Raw genomic sequence first — 18,014 nt, 5'->3', positions numbered from 1 at the left:
ATTAAGCTTTATCGAATTGTTCATACAATTGCTTTGTGTGGTTTGCAAAAATAGTGACGCTGCCATCATTGTTTAAATACATAGGTGTTTCAGAAGTGGTGTCTTCTGAGCGTTTGCCTTTTGCAGTTGGTTCGACATATGCAAGGGTATGAGAGATATTCACCTGGTTAGATTCACCTATATGTGAAACATCGATAGTCACTTGAACTTTGCCTTTTTTGCCGTTTGCCACAACGCCTTGAGCTACTTCAGAAATAGCGATACCAAGTTGCTGAGCGAAGTTACCGCCTGAAAGATCGGCAATGAATTGGGGTGCATCAGTTTGTTTGTTATTAGACATGTGGTTTCTCACAGTTGGGTTGTTGTCTGTGAAATAAATATACCCATGAGGTAAAATAAAGTAAATACCTACAAGGTAAAATAATATAAAAATAATTTTACTTGATAGGTGTATTTTTTTAATATAAGTAAAAGAAAACCCACCGCAGGGGTGGGTTGCAAGGAGTTTGTTATGGTTAAAATTAAAAAGAAACAAGCATTCCGATCTACTGTTGTACTTAAATTAATGGATACCCATGATTTAACAATTGATGAACTTATTTCATCTGCGAAAAAAATTGAGGATTATGTTTTTCAAGAACATCTTACATATTGCATCGCAAATAAAATTGATCGTGAAATGCTTGATGGAATAGCAAAAGGGTTTCTAGAACAGAGACAAAGGGCTTTTAAAAATTCAGAAATTCGATCTTAAAATATTGCAATAAAACTTTCAGGCTTTACTTCTGAATATATAATTTGAAAGCTTGTATGACTTCTATTGAGGATGTACTGCAAATTAGCTAAGTCTTGACTGGCTTTAGGTAAATAGAATGTAAAACTATTTTGCATATTCTGAGTTACATGTTCAGTTTTGAGCATTTCATCTATTAAATTAGCACTATTCATCAAGATATTGCGCAATGAGTATTCAGTTATAAGTGTTGCGTACATGTTTTCTCCACCCGATCTGTTCTAAAGGGCTGCGTCGGGTTCGCAGGTTTAAATTTTTCTATATAAACCAACAGCTTTTCCAAATATCATTGGGTAATTTACTTATCCAATCAATGGGATTTCGTGCTGATGGCGACTCGGTGGAATTATCTCGACAACAGGAACAATTCTTTCAACGTCTTCCATATCTATGGTAATTCTTTCATTACCATTGACTGCTAAAACATGCAGAACATTACCAATGATGCCAATAAATTCTTTAATTGTTCTTCGACCATCTTTTAATTGAACTTCTACAAACTCAGTCACTTGCGGCTCCGCATCTGGATCGCAAACTAAGAACCAACCATTTCGAACAACTGGGTACATTGAATCACCAGTACCTTTTACTGCATAGGCATATTTCCCAGCAGTAAGAGAAGGGACATAGCCGTCACCACCATTTCCATCGTAACCCATTTCCGAGAAGTATCCATCTAGTCCCATTTTACTAAATGACTTTACTGGGACCCAACGACCTGATAGCTCTGCACGATCGTTTGATGTTGGTTTGCTAGTTTCAATTTCCGCTGATTGATCCAGATAACCCTTGGGCTTTAAAAATGCTTGCTCAATTTTGGCAGCAGTATCGTCACCAATATTCTTTTTTGGATTTTTACCTATGTATTGGCTGAATAAATTATAAGACATGCCAATTTTTTCAGCGAATTGGGTTCGGTCTAACCCGCTTTCTTTCATTATTTTGCGAGCATTAAGTAGTCGAATTTCATGAATTTTAAGCAAGTCAGGCATAGGAAGGGTACTCAATATTTCTATCTATTAATTTACCCGCTGGGTAGAAAAAATAAATACCCTGACAGGTTGAATAATTTTTACCTGAAAGGTATATTTACTATTAGTTTACCTAATGGGTGTATTTTTAAATGCTCAACTTATATGAATATTGGAAAGCTTTGAGCGAAACCGAGAAAAATCAATTCTGCCAACGTGTCGGTGTTTCCTATGGATATATGGAATCTCACTTAATCCATGGTCGTAAGAAGCCACGTATGGAAACCATTCAGGCAATTGTTGAGGCAAGCAATAACAAACTTTCACATAAAAACCTTTTTGAGTTTTTTCTTAAAAAGAGTAATTCAGCGGCATAACCCAATTATGTTTCGGTCAATGTTTTAAATAAACGTGAAAAATCAAAAGGATTTCACAAATGCAAGAAATATCACTTAGCCGCGAAGCACAAACGGCCATTTTTAAAATGATCAACCAGACTAAGGGTATTTCACCAAAAGAAATTGCCCAGGTTACTGGTGATTCGCATAACACAATTTGCAACTACGGAAACGTAGGTATGCCAAACCACCTACCGAGTTTAAAAAAGCTCGAAACAATCATGATGTATACGCAGAACCCAGAAATTTTAAAAGTATGGGCACATCAACTTGGCTATGCATTGGTGCCAGTTAGCTGTGACTCAAGCAAACATCACGAGTTATCAATTTTTGAAGCAATGATGCAGCACAACATTAAGAGCGGAAAGGCAAACCATGTTGTGTATGAAGCTTATGAAGATGGCGTTATCACACCTGCGGAATATGAAGAAATTCACCAATTGACGCAGGGCTTAACAGAGTTGATTGCGGCGGTTGATCAAGCAGCGCTTAAGCAAATGAAGAAATACACGGCAAGCATAGAAACAGAAAAAGCCTGATGGTCGAGATCAGGCTTTTAACGTTGATAACCCAGAAGGAAATCAAATGAACATGCCAATCAATATATCACAAATTAAGACGATGACAAATCTAGAGCTTTTGGACCTGATCAATGAGATTCGAAAAAGTCATGGTGAAAGCATTATTCGATTGAACGATTTCAATGTCCGAATTGTTGATGAGTTGGACGGGGAGAACTACGAAAGTTTCGTAGTATTAAATCCAAACAAAACAACGTCCCAAGGTTTTCACTTAACACTGGAACAATGCACCTTGATTGGTATGCGCGAATCAAAAGGTGTACGTAAAAGTGTTCTGCATAAGCTCAAAGAATTAGAAAGTGCCCAACCTAAAGAATTAAGTCGAATGGATCTTATTCAATTGGCTTTGGCTGCTGAACAAGAGAACGAGGCACTTAAACAACATGTTGCTGTGCTCGAACCTAAGGCACAAGTGGTTGATGTGATTGCTGACACGGTGAACACCTATACCATTCGTGAAACTGCAAAAACCATAGGTGTTCAAGAATCAAAGCTGATTGATCTCATGCTTCAAAAGCGCTGGGTATATCGAGAGAACAGCCATTGTCGCCGTTTATGTGCTTATGCACATCGAATAGACCAGAAGGTCATGGCCAACAAAGTATCAAAAGTCATAGTAAGTGCTGAGGGTGACAAAGTATTCACTCAAGCACGTGTCACAGCGTTCGGATTAACAAGATTGACGGCGCTTGTAGCTGCTGCGGGGTTATTAAAGAAATGAGCCAATACACACCAAACAGTTTTCAGGTGCCAAACGCCTTTGTAGATGAAGTGCTAAATCAAATTAGTGATGCTGCAGCAAAGATGTACCTGATCATTTGCAGAAAGACACGCGGGTGGTTCAAAGAGTTCGATTCAATCTCACTGAGCCAATTCCAAGAGATTTCAGGCAAAAGTCGTCCTACGGTGACTAAGGCACTTGCGGAGCTAATCCAAGTGGGTTTAGTGATTGAATGCGATTCGACGATTCATGGCAATTCGTACAAATTGAATGACGAATGTGTTGTAGGTTGGAAAATGTCTTTCCCTAGTAAAAATATTTTACTAGGTGAAAACAAAGCATCTGCTAGTAAAAAATCTTTACCAGTGATAGTAAAAAAATTTAACTACTCTAGTAAAAAATTTTTACCGCTACTAGTAAAAAATCTTTACACACAAAACACACTATCAAAACCAACTATTCAAAATAAAAAAGGCTCTAGACTAGCAGACTAGTTATGTTGGTCTGTAATCATGATTAAAAACAGTAAATTAAGCCACTACAAGATTAAAAAAATCATTCAATGCTTTTGCATTGATATACCCGCTTCTAAAACTGCATTATTACTCAATTTAAATCGTAATACGATCAACTATTGGTACATGCTTTTTAGGGAAGCTATTTATGATCATCAAACAGATTTAAGAACTAAATTTGTAGGTTCTATTGAAGTGGATGAAAGCTATTTTGGCGCTAAACGACAACGTGGTTTTCATGGGAAGTTAAAACGTGGTCGTGGCACTTTAAAACAACCCGTATTTGGAATATTTGAACGGGATGGGCGTGTTTATACTGAAATCGTTCCTGACTGTAAAATGAAGACTTTACAAAAGGTTATCTTAGGTAAGGTGGCACTAGAAAGTGTCATTTATAGTGATGGATGGCGAGGCTATAATGGTCTAGTTGATGTTGGTTATTCAAAGCATTTCAGGGTAAATCACGGAGCAAATGAGTTTGCTAGAGGACAATGTCACATAAATGGAATAGAATCATTTTGGAGTTTCTGTAAACGAAGATTATCCAAGTTCAATGGTATCTCAAAAGATTATTTTGACTACCATCTGAAGGAGTCTGAATGGCGTTGGATGAGAGAACCTAATGAGTTAGCAACTGAGTTGTGGAACATCATTAGATAAAATTAAGTATAAATCTGCTAGTCTAGAGCCTAAAAAAATAAATAAAAAAAGTGCGAGTGGTTCTGAACAACAGAAGGCTGAAAAACAAAAAGCTGTGAAGCCAAATGATTTCGATGCCAAACCTGTTGAATTACCAGTGAACGTGAACCGTGATCTTTGGATTCAGTTTGTTGATATGCGAGCAGCGAACAAAAAACCACTTACTGAAAACGCCGTAAAACTCATTGTGAAAAAACTCGAGTCATTTGGAGCATTGGCAAACCAGTCTCTGGAGAACTCAATCATTGGAAATTATCAGGGTGTATTCGCTCCAAAGCCAGATCACTCTGCCAACCCGCAAAACAATCATGCTCAACAAGCACCAAGTGAGCCTGGTTACTTCATGCAAATGTTTAACGAGCAAACACAATCAACCGTGATTGATGTAACACCAGATTCAAATGCTGTGGAGGTTTATCACCTATGAATAACCAAATCACTCAATATGATATTCGGTTTCTGATTGCAACACTTCGTGCATTGTATGCATCGCAGTTCAATAAGAATTTCCCTACTGAAGGGGTAAATGCATTTCCATTGAGCATGGTCGAAGGGATTGTAGGAAATGCATTGACTGGGGTAACCAAACAACAGTTTGATCGTGGCATTGTTTTGCTTAGCACATCAGGCAAAAAGTACATGCCTAGCTTTGCTGAATTCAAAGAATTATGTGTTGGCCAAGACTGGTGGAATGCTCAAAAAGCATGGGTGAAAGCATGTGAGTACACCAAGATCATGCATCATAAAAAAACCAAGCTTGCTGATAACAGAGAGCAATACCAAGAAATTACAACGATTGCAAAGTTCGCTTTGGATCAAGTCATGCTGTTAATCACAGATGGCGAGATGTATGAGGCTAAACGTGAATTCATTCGATTGTATGAGGAATACCTTGCCGAAGCTCAATTGAAAGGTCGTGTGCAAGAGTGGTATCAGGAACCTGCTCAACTGACTTGGAATAACGAGAAGAAAGAGCATGTGCCAGTTGAAAAAGAAGATGCTCGATTAGCTCTGGAAAACCTAAAGAAAAAACTGAACGTGCGTAACCGCCATGTTGAGAAAGCTCAGGAATTTAAGCCGACTGAAAAACCGCAGCAGGTTAAGCAAGAGCTTGGTCCAGATCCATTCGATAACCCAGAGGCATATGCAGAAATGTGCCGCCGTGATGGTGTGCCTGTGCCTAGAGATATTGCTGCATTGGTGGGAGGTGGGGTGTGAGTTTTATTGTTCCAGAGAAATTCAGAATTAAATCGGGACCACTAGCAAGCAATGAGAGCTATGGGAACAATGGTGCTTTTTGGGTAAAGGCTAAGAAGTGTGTTTTTACAGTCATCGCTAGCGATCTAATGGGTTGGGAGCATGTAAGCGTATCGCTTCCAACACGCTGCCCAACTTGGGATGAAATGTGCTTCATCAAGTCGCTATTTTGGGGGGAGGGTGATTGTGTCATTCAGTACCACCCACCTAAAAGTGACTATGTAAACAATCATCCTTATTGCCTGCACATGTGGCGACCAACAGAACAATCATTGCCAGTACCACCAAGTTTTATGGTGGGTAAGGTTGGTGCAGCATGAAAGATCAACACGACAACAAAACCGTGGATTGTTTCAGCACTCGCCATGCGGTCAAACAAGGTGAGCGACTTGTGATTGTTTTAAAGGGGATTATCGAAAAGAAAGGCAGAACAAGTGTGCTTGAGGTCAAACAGTGGATCGGAATCTCAGAACGAGCGACTTTGAGTTTCATTAAGCAGCTAATGGCTGAGGGTTATTTGGAATCAAGCGGTTCAAATCCACTGAGTCTTAGGGCAACCGATAAAGCTAAGCAATTATTTTGGGTGGTGGGATGAGTGATTTTATTACCGATATTGAACGTCAGTACGAGGTGTACTGCAAAATCGCAGAAGAACACGGATTTATTGATCTTAACGCTAAGAAAAACGGCTTTCGGTCCACAACTAAATCAAGTGAATTTAATGCTGGATGGATTGCGTTTACTGGTGCTGTCGCTGCGTTGCGTGATGATCGGCAATCCAAAATTAATGAGCTTCAAAATCATCTCAAAAGTATTGTTTCCGAGTTTGATCTTTGGGGTGGCGCTTCTGATCAAGTTGAGCGTCAAATTGAAATCATAAAGGAGCTTATTAAATGAACTCAAAAGTACCAGAAGGTTTGCGCATTCAATCTCAAAAGGTGGCGCGTTCAAAACGATTCCACAAACCACCGACAGAAGATCAAGAACAAATTGCGCTCATAAGCTGGGCGCACAAAGTGAAGTATGGGAATGGTCGCTTGAGTGATTACTTAATCCATATTCCAAATGGTGGTTCACGGAATGTTATTGAGGCAAGCAAATTTAAAAAGATGGGTGTAAAGGCAGGTGTGCCTGATCTTCAGTTGCTTATTCCAAATGGATTGATTCATGGGCTGTGGATTGAACTCAAAGCCAAGAAAGGCAAAGTACAACCAAATCAGCGTTTATTCATGCAGCGTTTAGAAGAACAAGGGTATTTATGCAAAGTCTGTTTTGGGGCGGACGAGGCAATCAAAGAAATTAAGCAATATTTAGCAATGGTGTGAGGGCGATATGTCTTTAGTAAAAATTTGGGATAAAGAAATTAAAGGGAAATTGTGGGCTGTTGGGGATATTCATGGCTGCTACAACCTGCTTATGACTCGACTTAAAGAAATTGGCTTCGACTTTGAAAATGATTTGCTGGTTGCGGTTGGTGATCTGGTGGACCGCGGCACTCAAAATATCCAGTGTGTAGAGCTGCTATCAAAGCCATGGTTTACGTCAGTGCGTGGCAATCATGAGGATTTATGCATTGGTGGACTACACAATGAGTCATATAAGCGATGTCATGTTGCGAATGGTGGTGAGTGGTTTTACATGCTGGATGGACAGGCGATGTACAACATTGCAAAAACCTTCGCCGAGTTGCCAGTGGTTCTAGAAATCAACCGCAGCGGTAAAAAGTTCGGTTTTGTTCATGGGCATATTGAGCAGAATAATTGGGAGGAATTTAAGGAAACTTTCAATCAAGAGCCAACAGCATCCCGCGATCCATCTGAGTTGGCCATGTGGGGTCGTGATCGACTAGACGAAGATAAAAAGCAATACACCCATGTGTCCGGCATTGATGCGGTAATCATGGGGCATACGGTTACCCAGAAGCCATGTAAGCGCGATAACTGCTACTGGATTGATACCGGTGCAGTGCATTGGGGAACAATGACAATTTTAGATTTAAGCAAGATTTAAGAGGGAATAGGGATGAATGCGGCGACAGGGTTAAAAATGAATTGGTCTAAGCGTTCAGCGCATCAATGGCTTGAGCAATACGGGGCTTGGGTAAGAACCACAAAGACAGGCGTGTCAGCCAATCCGCTTGCTATTTTGATTGACCAAAATGACAAAACAAGAATACGTGCAAGCAAGGTGTCAATGCCAGTTGAGATTGAAGACTATGAAGCCGTGCGGGTTAGCAAATTGTTAGCGAAAATGCATACAGACTCGCGGGAGTACCTACAGGAACGCGCATGGTTCTTGATTCTGTCATACGAAAACAATTGGTCATATCAAAGTATTGCCAATGCCCACAGATGTAGTAAGGCGAAAGTGCGTGCTGAAATCGATAAAGGATTGGCATATCTTGATGGGAAAATAGAGGTTTTAAGTGATTGACTATGCAGCACACTTTGTTTATATTTGTGTTATAAGTGGTCGAAGTGTTAGTTAAGCACTTGATCGGAAAGAAGCTCATCGAAAGGTGGGCTTTTTTAATGCCTGTGAAAAGGCAACCTAGCCTACTGGAGTGCTGACCAGTGGAACATGCCATCGAGTAAACTTCCCTTGGGAATCTAGACTAGGGAGTAGCGTCCCGACCTAAAGAGGATTGAAAGCAAGTAAAGCAGACCGGGCATGTTAGGTGTGTGTGATTGTGAGTAGCGGTAGATTAGTTGCCGAGCTGGTCAATATCGTAATCTAAGGCAAGGGTGTGGCAGATCACCACATCCTTTTTTAAGCGCCATTAGCTCAACTGGACAGAGCATGGGTTTTCTATACCAATGGTTGTGGGTTCGAATCCTACATGGTGCTCCAAATTTCAAACCTTTCGAATTCGGCACCATATAAGATGGAGGGATTGCTTCAAGTGATAATCCCTCTCATATCCCATAATTGGGATTAAGGAGAACAAAATGCTCCAATTCCTATTATGTTTATTCGGCCTACACGGTGCGACAGAGATTGATTACACAGTTGACGATGAAGAAATCAAAGTGTGCCGAAATTGTTTGAAAGAAATTAAATAAACCCTTTTCACTTCGGTGACTTAGCCGAACGTATTACGGCAATCAAAGCCCCTCGCATTCTAGATGTTGAGGGGTTTTTCTTTTCTTATTGGTGGTTAAAAATGCGAATGAGTCGAATAGGTTTGGGAATGCTGGTTGCTTCAATGGGTGCGATGAGTGCTGAGATGGATAGAGCTACAAATAACCTTCAGGATCTATCAAGTATTCTTCGATGGACAGCACCGCCAAAAATAAAGTCAAAACCAAATAAGGTTAGCCAAAAGAAAAAGCGCTTATACGCACGTCGGCTTGGCAAGAAGGTGAAGTGACCATGGATATAGTCGAAGCAAAGAAGAATTTGAAAATGCTGCATGACGATAAAGACAAAATACAAGGTCTGAATCACCTGAACTCAACACAGGCATTTAAATTCGAGTGTGATAAGCGAGTGCGTCAGATCGACCACAACATTGAAACACTCAAAGAAAACATTAAACGTCATGCGCGATAGCAAGCGACTGGCAGCAATACGAAAATTGCCTTGTATTCGATGCGGCAATCCAGACAGTCAAGCAGCACACTCAAACAGCTCAAAGCATGGCAAGGGTAGATCAATCAAAGCTGATGATGCTTATACAATCCCATTGTGCCATTCATGCCATAGCGCATTTGATCAATTCAAATTGGGTGGTCGTGCAGAGAGCGAGGCAATGTTTGAGCAGTGGTTAGAGCAAACTAATCGGATGCTTAGGGTGGAAAGTAAAGAGGTGTTTTGATGGATAAGAAAACCCTCATTTCTATTGCTATCGGCTTGGTCTTTGGTGTGATGCTTATCCTAATATCCAAGCACATTGATTTTGTAATTTACATTTTTCTACTGGGGTGGCTTCTAAAGCTGTTATTCCAGAACTATTAAGGAGTAGTCATGTCAAAACCTACTCCAAAAATCGAGCCAGCCGTTTTCGTAATAAACTCATTCGACAAGGTTGGCAATGTAATTAACTACATGCACCGTAACCATTCACAAGCATGTGAAGAGGGTAAGCCTTTAGTCATTCGCATTGACCAGAAACAGGAAGATAGATCCAAAGCGCAAAACCGCTTGTATTGGAAATGGCTGTCTCAATGGTCAAAACATCAAGGTACAGATAAGGATTCATAGCATCTTTATTTTAAAAAACATTTCTTGGCTCGAATCTATTATCGGGATGATGTCGGGCAGTACCGAGAGACCTTTGATGCAGTCAAGGTATTGAAGGACCAAAAGCACCCTGTGTACCAATATGTCGCTGATGGGTTGAATGAATTGATCAGCACTACAGACGCAACAGTAGAGCAATTCACTGAGTACCTAAATGATATTCATGGGTGGTGCAATAAGCATGGGTGTTATTTGATGACGCCTGATGATTTGAAGTTTTTATTTGAATATAGTGAGCAGCGATTATGACCTGCCAAGGCTGCGAAGCCCGCCGTGAATGGATAAAGAAACATGCAAGACAAGCCAAAGAAAGAATGCAGCGGGTGCTCATGTCACTTGGTGTTGGAGCAAAACAATCAGTTGATTCAATTGATCAGTCAGATGGTGCAGATCAACAACGAACAGACAGCACAGATCAATGAGCTTTTGATTCGATTGGAAGATGAAGGTGAAGAGCCAAGAAGCTCACGCAATTTGGATGATTAGGTATGGCTAGAGTAGTTTCTATCATTCCTCCTCTGAAGGAGGGAAATAAGCACGCCCATTTAGCACAAGGCACTAAAGTATTGTTGGATGATGGTAGTTATCTTGAAGGGGTTATGAGTATCACTTTGAAAGCAGAAGTAGATCAACCTTGGAAGGCAATCATTGAAGTTTATCCAACTAATCAGAAGCAGATTGATGCATTGGTTGAAGAGTTAAAGGTGGTTCAACATGAGTAGACCTTGCCGTGAGTTCGGGTGTCCCAACGTAGTGAAGTCACGTAACCAACAAGGTTACTGTGATACGCATGCTGATAAGCGCAGCAACTGGAACAAACGGTTAGATCGAAAGGGATCAACAACTGAGCGAGGCTATGGTCATTCATGGCGAAAGATTCGTGAAGCTGTGCTAAAGCGCGATAACTATCAATGTGTAGTCTGTGCTCGCCGTGGGTTAGTAACACATGCCACAGATGTCGATCATATCAAGGCTAAAGCCCACGGTGGTACGGATGATCTAAGTAATCTTCAATCGCTATGCTCGCCGTGTCATAAAGAGAAAACTGCAACTGAAGGAAAACAGAATGGATAATCAACATCAAAAGATCAAAGGCTATCGAGACTTAACTCAGGAAGAAATTGATCTAATGAATCGAATCAAAGAAAAAGGTGCTGAACTGTTAGCGCTGCAAGATGAACTTGCTAATCGCTTAAACACTGACTTTGAGTTTAAGTATGCAGAAGCACTTCGTTCACAGCATGGTCCAAATGACTTTGCCAGTACTGAATACCAAGAGTTCAACCGATTTAAATCAGCAGAGCCACAGCGATGGGCAGCTATCGGTAAGACTGATATTCAGACTGGAATTATGGCATTAGTACGCGCCGTGGCCCAGCCGACAATCTGTTGATGGGGAGGGGGGAGGTAAAAAGTTGAGACCTTTCAACTAAATGACCGCCCCCTGAGGCATATTTTTACGTGCGCGAAATTAAAAATTTTACGGGTTGACTTTATGAGCGGAATAGCATCAGTGCCAGGGCGAGGCCGAAAGCCAAAACCACAAGAGACAAAGAAAGCGAATGGTAATCCTGGTAAGCGTCCACTCAACAATCATGTACCTGAATTTTCTGAAGTCACAAATATTGATGTACCTGAATACATGGAGGCCTTGGAATATGCTCCCATGATTTGGAAATCAATCGTACCTGAACTACTTAAAAATAAGATTCTACGCATTACCGATATGCATAACGTAGAAGGGTTTTGTCTGGCTTATGAAAACTGGCGGAAAGCCCAGAAAGAAGTGTCTTTGAATGGAATCGTTGTAATCGGATCTCAAGGTGGACCAATTAAGAATCCAGCTTTAACTGCTATGAATGAGGCGGTCCGTCAGATGGCAACGCTTGGTTCTTTACTTGGATTAGATCCTTCATCTCGTGCGCGTTTAACTGGTGGTGGACAAAAGAAAAAGGGTAATGCATTTGCAGGAGTTTTAGACATGTGAGGGTATAGATGGCTGACAATTATCCAAATGTTGACGCTGCCAACAAATGGGCAAAGTCAGTAACTTCTGGAAAAATCCCTGCATGTAAATGGGTGAAATTAGCGTGTCAAAGACACTTAGATGACCTAAAAAAATCAAAATCTCGTGATTTTCCTTATAAATTTGAACCAAAATTAGCTGAAAAAAAGATTCTTTTTATTGAATTATTGCCTCATACAAAGGGTGAATGGGCACTAAAACGATTAAAAATTAAGTTAGAAGATTGGCAAAAATTTGGTATTGCCTGCACTTTTGGCTGGATCCGTAAAAAAGATGGCTATCGCCGTTTCCGTGAAAGCTATTGGGAAGTACCTCGTAAGAATGGTAAGTCAGCAATTGCAGCTGGCGTTGCACTTAACATGTTTGCGAACGATGGTGAGTTTGGTTCTGAAGTTTATTCTGGTGCCACAACAGAAAAACAAGCATGGGAAGTGTTTAAGCCTGCAAGGCTAATGGTGAATCGATCACCAGATCTGGTTGAAGCAGCAGGAATTTTGGTAAATGCGGGCAGTTTGGAAATTCCAACAGATGGTTCCTTGTTTGAGCCAATCATTGGAGATCCACCAGATGGCCAATCACCACATTGTGCAATTGTCGATGAGTATCATGAGCATGCTGATGCCAGATTATATGACACCATGCAAACAGGTATGGGGGCACGCAGACAGCCGCTAATTTTTACGATTACAACTGCAGGATTCAATATCGAAGGTCCTTGCTATGACCTGCGGGTTCGTGTGCAAGAAATGCTTGAAGGTGTTGTTCCTGATGAAGAGCTGTTTGGTTGGATTTGGACAATTGATGAGGGTGATGACTGGACCGATCCAAAGGTACTGGCGAAGGCTAACCCAAATTTTAACGTTTCTGTTTATGCAGATTACTTAGAGTCCCAACAAAGACGAGCAGTTCAAAATGCTTCTAAGCAGAACACGTTCAAAACTAAGCATCTTAATATTTGGGTTTCTGCGAAATCAGCGTTCTTCAACATGGAGCAATGGAATAAGTGCAAGGATACGACCTTAAAGATTGATGATTTTAGAAATGATCCCTGCATGGTTTGTGTGGATTTGTCATCAAAGATCGATATTGCTGCGCGTATCAATCTGTTCTATCGAATCATTAATGGAAAGATTCACTATTACAGTGTCGCACCAAGATTCTATCTACCTTATGACACGGTTTATAACGGTGATGAAAAACAAGTCATTGAACGTTACCAGAAATGGTTGAACCAAGATTTATTGACTGTTTGTGATGGTGCCGAGAATGACTTAAATGAAATTGCCGAGGATATAACGGATGACGCTGAAAATTTAGTTGTTCAAGAAGTTCCATATGATGAATGGGGTGGCTTTCAAATCGCTAAAAAAATTGATGATGCAGGTTATACGTCAATCAAGATACCCAAAATCACAAAAGTCTTTTCTCCAGCAATGAAAGAGCTTGAGGCGGCAATCGCTTCTGGACGTTGGCACCATGATGGAAACCCAATTTTATCTTGGATGATTGGGAATGTAGTCTCTAAGAAGGGTGCTAACGACACGGATTTTCCTCATAAGGAAAAGAGCTTTAAGAAAATTGATGGTGCTGTAGCAAGCCTTATGGGTATTAATCGAATCCTTACACTTAACAGTAGTCCTGAGGAATCAAATCTATCTAGTCATCTTGAGAAACACGGGATTAGGAAATTGTAATGAGCTTAAAAACTAAAATTGGGGAGTTTCTTGGTTTCAAGACAACTCCCCAAATCATTTCTAGTCCTGATGATTTGGCAAAATTCTTTGGGGCTGAATATGTAACAGGTATGGGGCAACCAGTAACGCCTTTGCGTGCAATGCAATTAACGACTGTTTTTACATGTGTTCGGGTGTTATCTGAATCCATGGGCATGTTGCCATGTCGTTTATATAAAAAGGTAGGACGAAACAAGGAAATAGCGGATAACCATCGATTGCATGATCTGCTTTATGTGGCACCAAATGACTATATGACAGCTCAAGAGTTTTGGGAGCTGTTGATGGTCTGCTTGTGTCTGCGGGGTAATTTTTACGCATATAAAGTTTATGCATTAGGCGATGTGGTTGAGCTACTTCCCTTAGATCCATCATCAGTAACACCAAAACTTAACGATGATTGGACCGTGGAATACCAGGTGAATTTCAAAAATGGCGGAGTAAAAACCCTGTCCCAAGATGAAATTTGGCACGTTAGATTGTTCACACTGGATGGTTTGAATGGTCTTAACCCTATTGCTTATGCACGGAAGTGTATTGGACTTGGATTAGATACTGAAGAGCATGGAACCAAGTTATTTAAAAACGGTGCAGTGACTTCAGGAGTATTGGAAACAAGCGAGCAATTAACAGATGTTGCGTTCAATCGCTTAAAAACCGAGTTCTCCGAAAATTATGCGGGATTAGCTAACACCTATAAGCCGATGATTCTTGAGCAAGGGCTGACATGGAAGCCGACAGCCTTAAACCTTGAAGACTCTCAATTTTTAGAAACACGGCAGTATCAAGCCACTGAAATTTGCGGTCTTTTCCGTGTGCCACCGCATTTGGCAGCCAATATGGAAAAAATGACGCTCAACAATATCGAACATATGGGTATGAGTTTTGTGAATTACTCATTGGTCCCTTATATGACGCGGATTGAGTCTCGAATCAAAGTTGGATTGCTCAGTGAGAAGGACCGCAAAACCCATTATGCAAAATTCAACGCTGGGGCATTACTTCGAGGGGACCTTAAAACCCGCTATGAATCTTATGGTAAAGGCATCCAGTGGGGCTGGTTAAGTCCAAATGATTGCCGCGAACTTGAGGATATGAACCCGCGTGAAGGCGGGGACATCTATCTAACACCAATGAATATGACAACAGATCCAGAAGGGGAAAACGATGCAAACAAAGCAGCGTCTTGATATCCCGTTAAAGATTAAATCTCTAACTGATACGGGGGAATTTGAAGGCTATGGCTCGGTATTCGGTGTCGAAGATAGTTATTCAGATGTAGTGGTTAAAGGGGCTTTTCAAAAGTCTCTTTCTTCTTGGGCTGAAAAAGGTCGGCTGCCTTCATTGCTTTGGCAACACAAAATGTCTGAGCCAATCGGCATCTATACAGAAATGAAAGAAGACGACCATGGCTTATATGTGAAAGGCCGTCTTCTTATCGATGACGATCCATTGGCTAAGCGTGCTTATGCTCATGCTAAAGCAGGAAGCCTTGGTGGTCTATCAATTGGATACATCTTAAAAGATTGGGAATATGACTCTTCAAAAGGAGTCTATCTACTAAAAGAAATCGATTTGTGGGAAGTGTCGCTTGTGACCATGCCCGCAAATGATGAAGCACGCATTTCAGAAGTGAAATCGCTGCTTGAAAAAGGGGAAACACCTTCCCCAAGCAAAATTGAGCGTACCCTGCGAGATGTTGGGTTTACACGTTCGCAAGCCAAGGCATTTATGGCCAAAGGCTACAGTGCAATTGATACTCAGCGAGATGCTGATGACGAAGATGCGCTACAACCACTTAAATCCTTAAAATCCATTTTCGTAGGTAAGTAATCATGGGTATTGAAAAGAAAGATATTGAAGAAGTTGCAGCAGACCTTAAAGGTGCGTTTGAAGAATTCAAAAAGAAAAATGACAAAGAGCTAGATGGTATTAAAGCTGAAAAAGGCAAATTGTCTGAACAAGTCGATAAGATCAATGAAAAAATGAGTGAACTCGACAACCTGAAAACCGAACTGGAAAAAGAGCTGAAAGCAGCAAAGCGCCCAGGTTTAGCCAAAGGCAAAGAAGTTGATGAGCATAAAGCAGCATTTAATCAATTTATCCGTAAAGGTTCTGATGAAAATCTGGCAGAACTTCAACAAAAAGCCGTGCAATTGGCTGTTGATGAAGATGGGGGATATGCTGCACCTGAAGAGCTAGATAAAAATCTGCTTGAGATTCTTCGTAAAGACAACGTTATGCGTGAAGAATGTGGGTCAATTCTTATCAGCGCTTCTGGCTATAAAAAACTTGTGAATCTTGGTGGTGCTGGATCTGGCTGGGTTGGGGAAACAGATGCTCGACCAGAAACTAACACGCCAACCTTAAAAGAAATTATCGCAACAATGGGTGAGCTTTATGCAAAACCTAAGGCAACCCAACAGTCTTTAGATGATATGTTCTTTGATGTAGAACAGTGGTTGTCGAGCGAAGTTGTGATTGAATTTGCAGAGCAAGAATCAGCGGCATTTTTACTTGGAAATGGCACAAATAAGCCTAAGGGCTTATTGGCACATTCGTTGGCTACAACCAGTGATAAAAATCGACCATTCGGAACACTGCAAAACTTTAAGTCTGGCACTGCAGGTTCATTTACGGCAGATAACCTTATTGATCTAATTTATGGGTTGCGTAAAGGTTATCGTAATGGCGCTAAATTCATGATGAATGGTTTAACGCAGATGTATGTGCGAAAGTTCAAAGATGATCAAGGCAACTATTTGTGGCAACCAGGATTACAAATGGATCAGCCATCAACGCTATTAGGTTATGGAATCGCGGAAAATGAAGACATGCCTGATGTAGCAGCAGATGCAAATGCAGTAATGTTTGGTAACTTTAAACGCACTTATTCAGTAGTAGACCGAATGGGAACGCGAGTGCTACGAGATCCGTACTCAGCAAAACCTTATGTTGAGTTTTACACTACAAAACGTGTTGGTGGATTGCTCACAGATTCAAATGCAACAAAAATTCTAACTCTATCTGCTTAACGATATTGAATAAGGCTCCTAACGGAGCCTTATTTCTTGGAGATTGAAAAATGCCACCAGTAATTGAAGTGCACAAGTTATTTAAAGTTGCTGTTGATAACGGAAATCGCGTCATCGAGATTGAACCGGGCGTTCATGATGTTGATGATCGTATTGCAGAAAACGCCGTTAAGCATCTTCAGGTTGCGAGTTATGTGGAAGAAGGTAAAGTGAATAAAGAAATTGACGTACCACCACCTTCGCAAGATGCTGAGCAGCCAGAGCAGCCAGAGCAGCCAGAGCAGCCAGAGCAGCCAGAGCAGCCAGAGCAGCCAGAGCAGCCAGAGCAGCCAGAGCAGCCAGAGCAGCCAGAGCCTGACACAAAACCAAAACCTAAACGCGGTGCAAAGGGTAAAGTAGATGAGCCAATTTCTGACGCTGGAACAGGTGAAGCTGAATCTTAAAGTTGATCACGATGAAGAAGATACATTGATTGAGTCTTTAATCAGTGCAGCTTTTGATGCCTTTGAGCAGGAAACTAACCGTAAGCTTTACGAAGTTGGAGCAGTAATTCCAGAAGATGTATTAAATGGAATGATTGTCACAGATTCAATTCTTCAAGGTGCTCATATGTTGATTGGGCATTGGTATAAAAATCGGGAATCTGTTGGTGTAGGTACTGAACTTCCAATGGCAACTGCTTGGCTTTGGAAAAAGCATCGATGGGTGAATACATGACATTAGCAGCAGGTGAACTTTGCCATCGCGTCACGATCCAAAATAAAACTAGCACTTACGATGAAAACAACTACGAAACAGAAATGTGGGCTGAGTTCAAAAAGCTTTGGGCTAAGGTTGAGTTTTTATCAGTTAAAGACTCAATCAATGCCAAGGCTGCTGGTTCACAAACTACAGCACGCTTAAAACTACGTAAACGTAGTGATATCACCACAGAAATGCGCGTGCTTTGGGGTGGATACACCTTTCAGATTGTTTCGCCACCTAAGCCCGACAATGTGAATGGTAAGATCTACATGACGTTGGAGCTTGCTGTATTGGAGTAG

At 41.0% G+C, this 18,014-nt stretch carries 29 protein-coding genes, 1 tRNA gene and 3 pseudogenes; 30 read left to right on the top strand and 3 right to left on the bottom strand.

Annotated elements, in window-relative coordinates; all coding sequences use genetic code 11:
- Position 1: 1 nt before the first annotated feature.
- Complete coding sequence (locus C3F34_RS01595; RefSeq protein ID WP_104440958.1) at positions 2 to 340, bottom strand: hypothetical protein; 339 nt, start codon at positions 338 to 340, stop codon at positions 2 to 4.
- Positions 341 to 511: 171 nt separating this feature from the next.
- Between C3F34_RS01595 and C3F34_RS01590 the strand changes: the two genes are divergently transcribed.
- The gene (locus tag C3F34_RS01590; RefSeq protein WP_104440957.1) at positions 512 to 754 is read left to right on the top strand and encodes a hypothetical protein; all 243 of its coding nucleotides are present in this window, start codon (positions 512 to 514) and stop codon (positions 752 to 754) included.
- On the opposite strand, the gene C3F34_RS01585 is transcribed toward C3F34_RS01590, so the two are convergent.
- Both C3F34_RS01585 and C3F34_RS01580 read right to left on the bottom strand, forming a co-directional pair.
- Positions 751 to 993, bottom strand: a complete 243-nt coding sequence (locus C3F34_RS01585; RefSeq protein WP_104440956.1) for a hypothetical protein — start codon at positions 991 to 993, stop codon at positions 751 to 753. The two genes, C3F34_RS01590 and C3F34_RS01585, sit on opposite strands and share 4 nt — an antisense overlap.
- Positions 994 to 1,095: 102 nt before the next feature.
- Positions 1,096 to 1,785, bottom strand: a complete 690-nt coding sequence (locus C3F34_RS01580; RefSeq protein ID WP_104440955.1) for a LexA family transcriptional regulator — start codon at positions 1,783 to 1,785, stop codon at positions 1,096 to 1,098.
- Positions 1,786 to 1,916: 131 nt separating this feature from the next.
- On the opposite strand from C3F34_RS01580, the gene C3F34_RS01575 reads away from it, so the two are divergent.
- The 29 genes and pseudogenes from C3F34_RS01575 to C3F34_RS01435 all read left to right on the top strand — a co-directional run bounded on the left by C3F34_RS01575 (position 1,917) and on the right by C3F34_RS01435 (position 18,014).
- Complete coding sequence (locus C3F34_RS01575; protein ID WP_104440954.1) at positions 1,917 to 2,141, top strand: transcriptional regulator; 225 nt, start codon at positions 1,917 to 1,919, stop codon at positions 2,139 to 2,141.
- A gap of 59 nt (positions 2,142 to 2,200) precedes the next feature.
- Positions 2,201 to 2,701: a phage regulatory CII family protein gene (locus C3F34_RS01570; RefSeq protein WP_016165970.1), complete on the top strand. Its 501-nt coding sequence runs from the start codon at positions 2,201 to 2,203 to the stop codon at positions 2,699 to 2,701.
- A gap of 46 nt (positions 2,702 to 2,747) precedes the next feature.
- Entirely contained in the window at positions 2,748 to 3,464 is a 717-nt protein-coding gene (locus C3F34_RS01565; RefSeq protein WP_104440953.1) for a phage antirepressor KilAC domain-containing protein, read from the top strand.
- Positions 3,461 to 3,937: pseudogene (locus C3F34_RS01560) on the top strand (replication protein); the annotation flags it as partial. The gene C3F34_RS01565 and the pseudogene C3F34_RS01560, both read left to right, overlap by 4 nt.
- A gap of 39 nt (positions 3,938 to 3,976) precedes the next feature.
- Positions 3,977 to 4,639, top strand: a complete 663-nt coding sequence (locus C3F34_RS01555; RefSeq protein WP_104440784.1) for an IS1595 family transposase — start codon at positions 3,977 to 3,979, stop codon at positions 4,637 to 4,639.
- A 1-nt stretch (position 4,640) separates the two neighbouring features.
- Positions 4,641 to 5,105: pseudogene (locus C3F34_RS01550) on the top strand (MarR family transcriptional regulator); the annotation flags it as partial.
- Entirely contained in the window at positions 5,102 to 5,896 is a 795-nt protein-coding gene (locus tag C3F34_RS01545; RefSeq protein ID WP_104440951.1) for a hypothetical protein, read from the top strand. The pseudogene C3F34_RS01550 and the gene C3F34_RS01545, both read left to right, overlap by 4 nt.
- Entirely contained in the window at positions 5,893 to 6,255 is a 363-nt protein-coding gene (locus C3F34_RS01540; RefSeq protein ID WP_171284941.1) for a hypothetical protein, read from the top strand. Before C3F34_RS01545 ends, C3F34_RS01540 begins: the two co-directional genes overlap by 4 nt.
- The gene (locus C3F34_RS01535) at positions 6,252 to 6,530 is read left to right on the top strand and encodes a hypothetical protein (RefSeq protein WP_104440950.1); all 279 of its coding nucleotides are present in this window, start codon (positions 6,252 to 6,254) and stop codon (positions 6,528 to 6,530) included. The genes C3F34_RS01540 and C3F34_RS01535 overlap by 4 nt, the downstream gene beginning before the upstream one ends.
- The gene (locus C3F34_RS01530; RefSeq protein WP_104440949.1) at positions 6,527 to 6,832 is read left to right on the top strand and encodes a hypothetical protein; all 306 of its coding nucleotides are present in this window, start codon (positions 6,527 to 6,529) and stop codon (positions 6,830 to 6,832) included. The genes C3F34_RS01535 and C3F34_RS01530 overlap by 4 nt, the downstream gene beginning before the upstream one ends.
- Complete coding sequence (locus C3F34_RS01525) at positions 6,829 to 7,260, top strand: VRR-NUC domain-containing protein (RefSeq protein WP_104440948.1); 432 nt, start codon at positions 6,829 to 6,831, stop codon at positions 7,258 to 7,260. Before C3F34_RS01530 ends, C3F34_RS01525 begins: the two co-directional genes overlap by 4 nt.
- Positions 7,261 to 7,267: 7 nt before the next feature.
- Positions 7,268 to 7,945, top strand: a complete 678-nt coding sequence (locus C3F34_RS01520; RefSeq protein ID WP_104440947.1) for a metallophosphoesterase — start codon at positions 7,268 to 7,270, stop codon at positions 7,943 to 7,945.
- A 12-nt stretch (positions 7,946 to 7,957) separates the two neighbouring features.
- A complete protein-coding gene (locus tag C3F34_RS01515; RefSeq protein WP_104440946.1) occupies positions 7,958 to 8,368 on the top strand; it encodes an antiterminator Q family protein in 411 nt (136 codons plus the stop codon).
- Positions 8,369 to 8,708: 340 nt separating this feature from the next.
- Positions 8,709 to 8,785 (top strand) — tRNA-Arg (locus C3F34_RS01510).
- 522 nt (positions 8,786 to 9,307) lie between these two features.
- Entirely contained in the window at positions 9,308 to 9,487 is a 180-nt protein-coding gene (locus C3F34_RS01500) for a hypothetical protein (RefSeq protein ID WP_104440944.1), read from the top strand.
- Positions 9,477 to 9,752 carry a hypothetical protein gene (locus tag C3F34_RS20505; RefSeq protein ID WP_104440943.1) on the top strand — a complete coding sequence of 92 codons (276 nt, stop codon included), beginning with the start codon at positions 9,477 to 9,479 and terminating at the stop codon, positions 9,750 to 9,752. The genes C3F34_RS01500 and C3F34_RS20505 overlap by 11 nt, the downstream gene beginning before the upstream one ends.
- A 170-nt stretch (positions 9,753 to 9,922) precedes the next feature.
- Positions 9,923 to 10,426, top strand: a pseudogene (locus C3F34_RS01490) (hypothetical protein).
- Positions 10,423 to 10,599 (top strand): hypothetical protein, encoded by a 177-nt coding sequence (locus tag C3F34_RS01485; protein ID WP_158654324.1) that lies wholly within the window; start codon positions 10,423 to 10,425, stop codon positions 10,597 to 10,599. The pseudogene C3F34_RS01490 and the gene C3F34_RS01485 overlap by 4 nt, the downstream one beginning before the upstream one ends.
- A 66-nt stretch (positions 10,600 to 10,665) precedes the next feature.
- Positions 10,666 to 10,899, top strand: a complete 234-nt coding sequence (locus C3F34_RS01480; protein WP_104440941.1) for a hypothetical protein — start codon at positions 10,666 to 10,668, stop codon at positions 10,897 to 10,899.
- Positions 10,892 to 11,251 carry an HNH endonuclease gene (locus C3F34_RS01475; protein WP_104440940.1) on the top strand — a complete coding sequence of 120 codons (360 nt, stop codon included), beginning with the start codon at positions 10,892 to 10,894 and terminating at the stop codon, positions 11,249 to 11,251. The genes C3F34_RS01480 and C3F34_RS01475 overlap by 8 nt, the downstream gene beginning before the upstream one ends.
- Positions 11,244 to 11,570 carry a hypothetical protein gene (locus tag C3F34_RS01470; RefSeq protein ID WP_104440939.1) on the top strand — a complete coding sequence of 109 codons (327 nt, stop codon included), beginning with the start codon at positions 11,244 to 11,246 and terminating at the stop codon, positions 11,568 to 11,570. Before C3F34_RS01475 ends, C3F34_RS01470 begins: the two co-directional genes overlap by 8 nt.
- Positions 11,571 to 11,672: 102 nt before the next feature.
- Complete coding sequence (locus tag C3F34_RS01465) at positions 11,673 to 12,164, top strand: phage terminase small subunit P27 family (RefSeq protein WP_104440938.1); 492 nt, start codon at positions 11,673 to 11,675, stop codon at positions 12,162 to 12,164.
- A gap of 8 nt (positions 12,165 to 12,172) precedes the next feature.
- Complete coding sequence (locus C3F34_RS01460; protein ID WP_104440937.1) at positions 12,173 to 13,897, top strand: terminase large subunit; 1,725 nt, start codon at positions 12,173 to 12,175, stop codon at positions 13,895 to 13,897.
- On the top strand, positions 13,897 to 15,126 hold the full coding sequence (locus tag C3F34_RS01455) for a phage portal protein (protein WP_104440936.1): 1,230 nt from the start codon (positions 13,897 to 13,899) through the stop codon (positions 15,124 to 15,126). Before C3F34_RS01460 ends, C3F34_RS01455 begins: the two co-directional genes overlap by 1 nt.
- Positions 15,104 to 15,769 carry an HK97 family phage prohead protease gene (locus C3F34_RS01450; protein WP_104440935.1) on the top strand — a complete coding sequence of 222 codons (666 nt, stop codon included), beginning with the start codon at positions 15,104 to 15,106 and terminating at the stop codon, positions 15,767 to 15,769. Before C3F34_RS01455 ends, C3F34_RS01450 begins: the two co-directional genes overlap by 23 nt.
- Before the next feature lie 2 nt (positions 15,770 to 15,771).
- Positions 15,772 to 16,971 (top strand): phage major capsid protein, encoded by a 1,200-nt coding sequence (locus C3F34_RS01445; RefSeq protein ID WP_104440934.1) that lies wholly within the window; start codon positions 15,772 to 15,774, stop codon positions 16,969 to 16,971.
- Positions 16,972 to 17,021: 50 nt separating this feature from the next.
- A complete protein-coding gene (locus C3F34_RS20455) occupies positions 17,022 to 17,414 on the top strand; it encodes a hypothetical protein (RefSeq protein WP_213064792.1) in 393 nt (130 codons plus the stop codon).
- A complete protein-coding gene (locus C3F34_RS01440) occupies positions 17,371 to 17,688 on the top strand; it encodes a head-tail connector protein (protein ID WP_104440933.1) in 318 nt (105 codons plus the stop codon). The genes C3F34_RS20455 and C3F34_RS01440 overlap by 44 nt, the downstream gene beginning before the upstream one ends.
- On the top strand, positions 17,685 to 18,014 hold the full coding sequence (locus C3F34_RS01435) for a phage head closure protein (protein WP_104442275.1): 330 nt from the start codon (positions 17,685 to 17,687) through the stop codon (positions 18,012 to 18,014). Before C3F34_RS01440 ends, C3F34_RS01435 begins: the two co-directional genes overlap by 4 nt.

It is taken from the genome of Acinetobacter sp. ACNIH2 (assembly GCF_002934965.1).
GTDB lineage: Bacteria > Pseudomonadota > Gammaproteobacteria > Pseudomonadales > Moraxellaceae > Acinetobacter > Acinetobacter tandoii.
This window is presented reverse-complemented; position numbering and strand designations above follow the sequence as displayed.

Excerpts from the sequence above, each read along its gene's own strand:
- C3F34_RS01520 (WP_104440947.1), top strand. The coding sequence starts at position 7,268 with ATGTCTTTAGTAAAAATTTGGGATAAAGAAATTAAAGGGAAATTGTGG.
- C3F34_RS01480 (WP_104440941.1), top strand. The coding sequence starts at position 10,666 with ATGGCTAGAGTAGTTTCTATCATTCCTCCTCTGAAGGAGGGAAATAAG.
- C3F34_RS01475 (WP_104440940.1), top strand. The coding sequence starts at position 10,892 with ATGAGTAGACCTTGCCGTGAGTTCGGGTGTCCCAACGTAGTGAAGTCA.
- C3F34_RS01455 (WP_104440936.1), top strand. The coding sequence starts at position 13,897 with ATGAGCTTAAAAACTAAAATTGGGGAGTTTCTTGGTTTCAAGACAACT.
- C3F34_RS01435 (WP_104442275.1), top strand. The coding sequence starts at position 17,685 with ATGACATTAGCAGCAGGTGAACTTTGCCATCGCGTCACGATCCAAAAT.
- C3F34_RS01460 (WP_104440937.1), top strand. The coding sequence starts at position 12,173 with ATGGCTGACAATTATCCAAATGTTGACGCTGCCAACAAATGGGCAAAG.
- C3F34_RS01470 (WP_104440939.1), top strand. The coding sequence starts at position 11,244 with ATGGATAATCAACATCAAAAGATCAAAGGCTATCGAGACTTAACTCAG.
- C3F34_RS01555 (WP_104440784.1), top strand. The coding sequence starts at position 3,977 with ATGATTAAAAACAGTAAATTAAGCCACTACAAGATTAAAAAAATCATT.
- C3F34_RS20455 (WP_213064792.1), top strand. The coding sequence starts at position 17,022 with ATGCCACCAGTAATTGAAGTGCACAAGTTATTTAAAGTTGCTGTTGAT.
- C3F34_RS01445 (WP_104440934.1), top strand. The coding sequence starts at position 15,772 with ATGGGTATTGAAAAGAAAGATATTGAAGAAGTTGCAGCAGACCTTAAA.
- C3F34_RS01535 (WP_104440950.1), top strand. The coding sequence starts at position 6,252 with ATGAAAGATCAACACGACAACAAAACCGTGGATTGTTTCAGCACTCGC.
- C3F34_RS01465 (WP_104440938.1), top strand. The coding sequence starts at position 11,673 with ATGAGCGGAATAGCATCAGTGCCAGGGCGAGGCCGAAAGCCAAAACCA.
- C3F34_RS01590 (WP_104440957.1), top strand. The coding sequence starts at position 512 with ATGGTTAAAATTAAAAAGAAACAAGCATTCCGATCTACTGTTGTACTT.
- C3F34_RS20505 (WP_104440943.1), top strand. The coding sequence starts at position 9,477 with ATGCGCGATAGCAAGCGACTGGCAGCAATACGAAAATTGCCTTGTATT.
- C3F34_RS01530 (WP_104440949.1), top strand. The coding sequence starts at position 6,527 with ATGAGTGATTTTATTACCGATATTGAACGTCAGTACGAGGTGTACTGC.
- C3F34_RS01595 (WP_104440958.1), bottom strand. The coding sequence starts at position 340 with ATGTCTAATAACAAACAAACTGATGCACCCCAATTCATTGCCGATCTT.
- C3F34_RS01575 (WP_104440954.1), top strand. The coding sequence starts at position 1,917 with ATGCTCAACTTATATGAATATTGGAAAGCTTTGAGCGAAACCGAGAAA.
- C3F34_RS01570 (WP_016165970.1), top strand. The coding sequence starts at position 2,201 with ATGCAAGAAATATCACTTAGCCGCGAAGCACAAACGGCCATTTTTAAA.
- C3F34_RS01565 (WP_104440953.1), top strand. The coding sequence starts at position 2,748 with ATGAACATGCCAATCAATATATCACAAATTAAGACGATGACAAATCTA.
- C3F34_RS01485 (WP_158654324.1), top strand. The coding sequence starts at position 10,423 with ATGACCTGCCAAGGCTGCGAAGCCCGCCGTGAATGGATAAAGAAACAT.
- C3F34_RS01525 (WP_104440948.1), top strand. The coding sequence starts at position 6,829 with ATGAACTCAAAAGTACCAGAAGGTTTGCGCATTCAATCTCAAAAGGTG.
- C3F34_RS01440 (WP_104440933.1), top strand. The coding sequence starts at position 17,371 with ATGAGCCAATTTCTGACGCTGGAACAGGTGAAGCTGAATCTTAAAGTT.
- C3F34_RS01585 (WP_104440956.1), bottom strand. The coding sequence starts at position 993 with ATGTACGCAACACTTATAACTGAATACTCATTGCGCAATATCTTGATG.
- C3F34_RS01515 (WP_104440946.1), top strand. The coding sequence starts at position 7,958 with ATGAATGCGGCGACAGGGTTAAAAATGAATTGGTCTAAGCGTTCAGCG.
- C3F34_RS01545 (WP_104440951.1), top strand. The coding sequence starts at position 5,102 with ATGAATAACCAAATCACTCAATATGATATTCGGTTTCTGATTGCAACA.
- C3F34_RS01450 (WP_104440935.1), top strand. The coding sequence starts at position 15,104 with ATGCAAACAAAGCAGCGTCTTGATATCCCGTTAAAGATTAAATCTCTA.
- C3F34_RS01500 (WP_104440944.1), top strand. The coding sequence starts at position 9,308 with ATGGATATAGTCGAAGCAAAGAAGAATTTGAAAATGCTGCATGACGAT.
- C3F34_RS01580 (WP_104440955.1), bottom strand. The coding sequence starts at position 1,785 with ATGCCTGACTTGCTTAAAATTCATGAAATTCGACTACTTAATGCTCGC.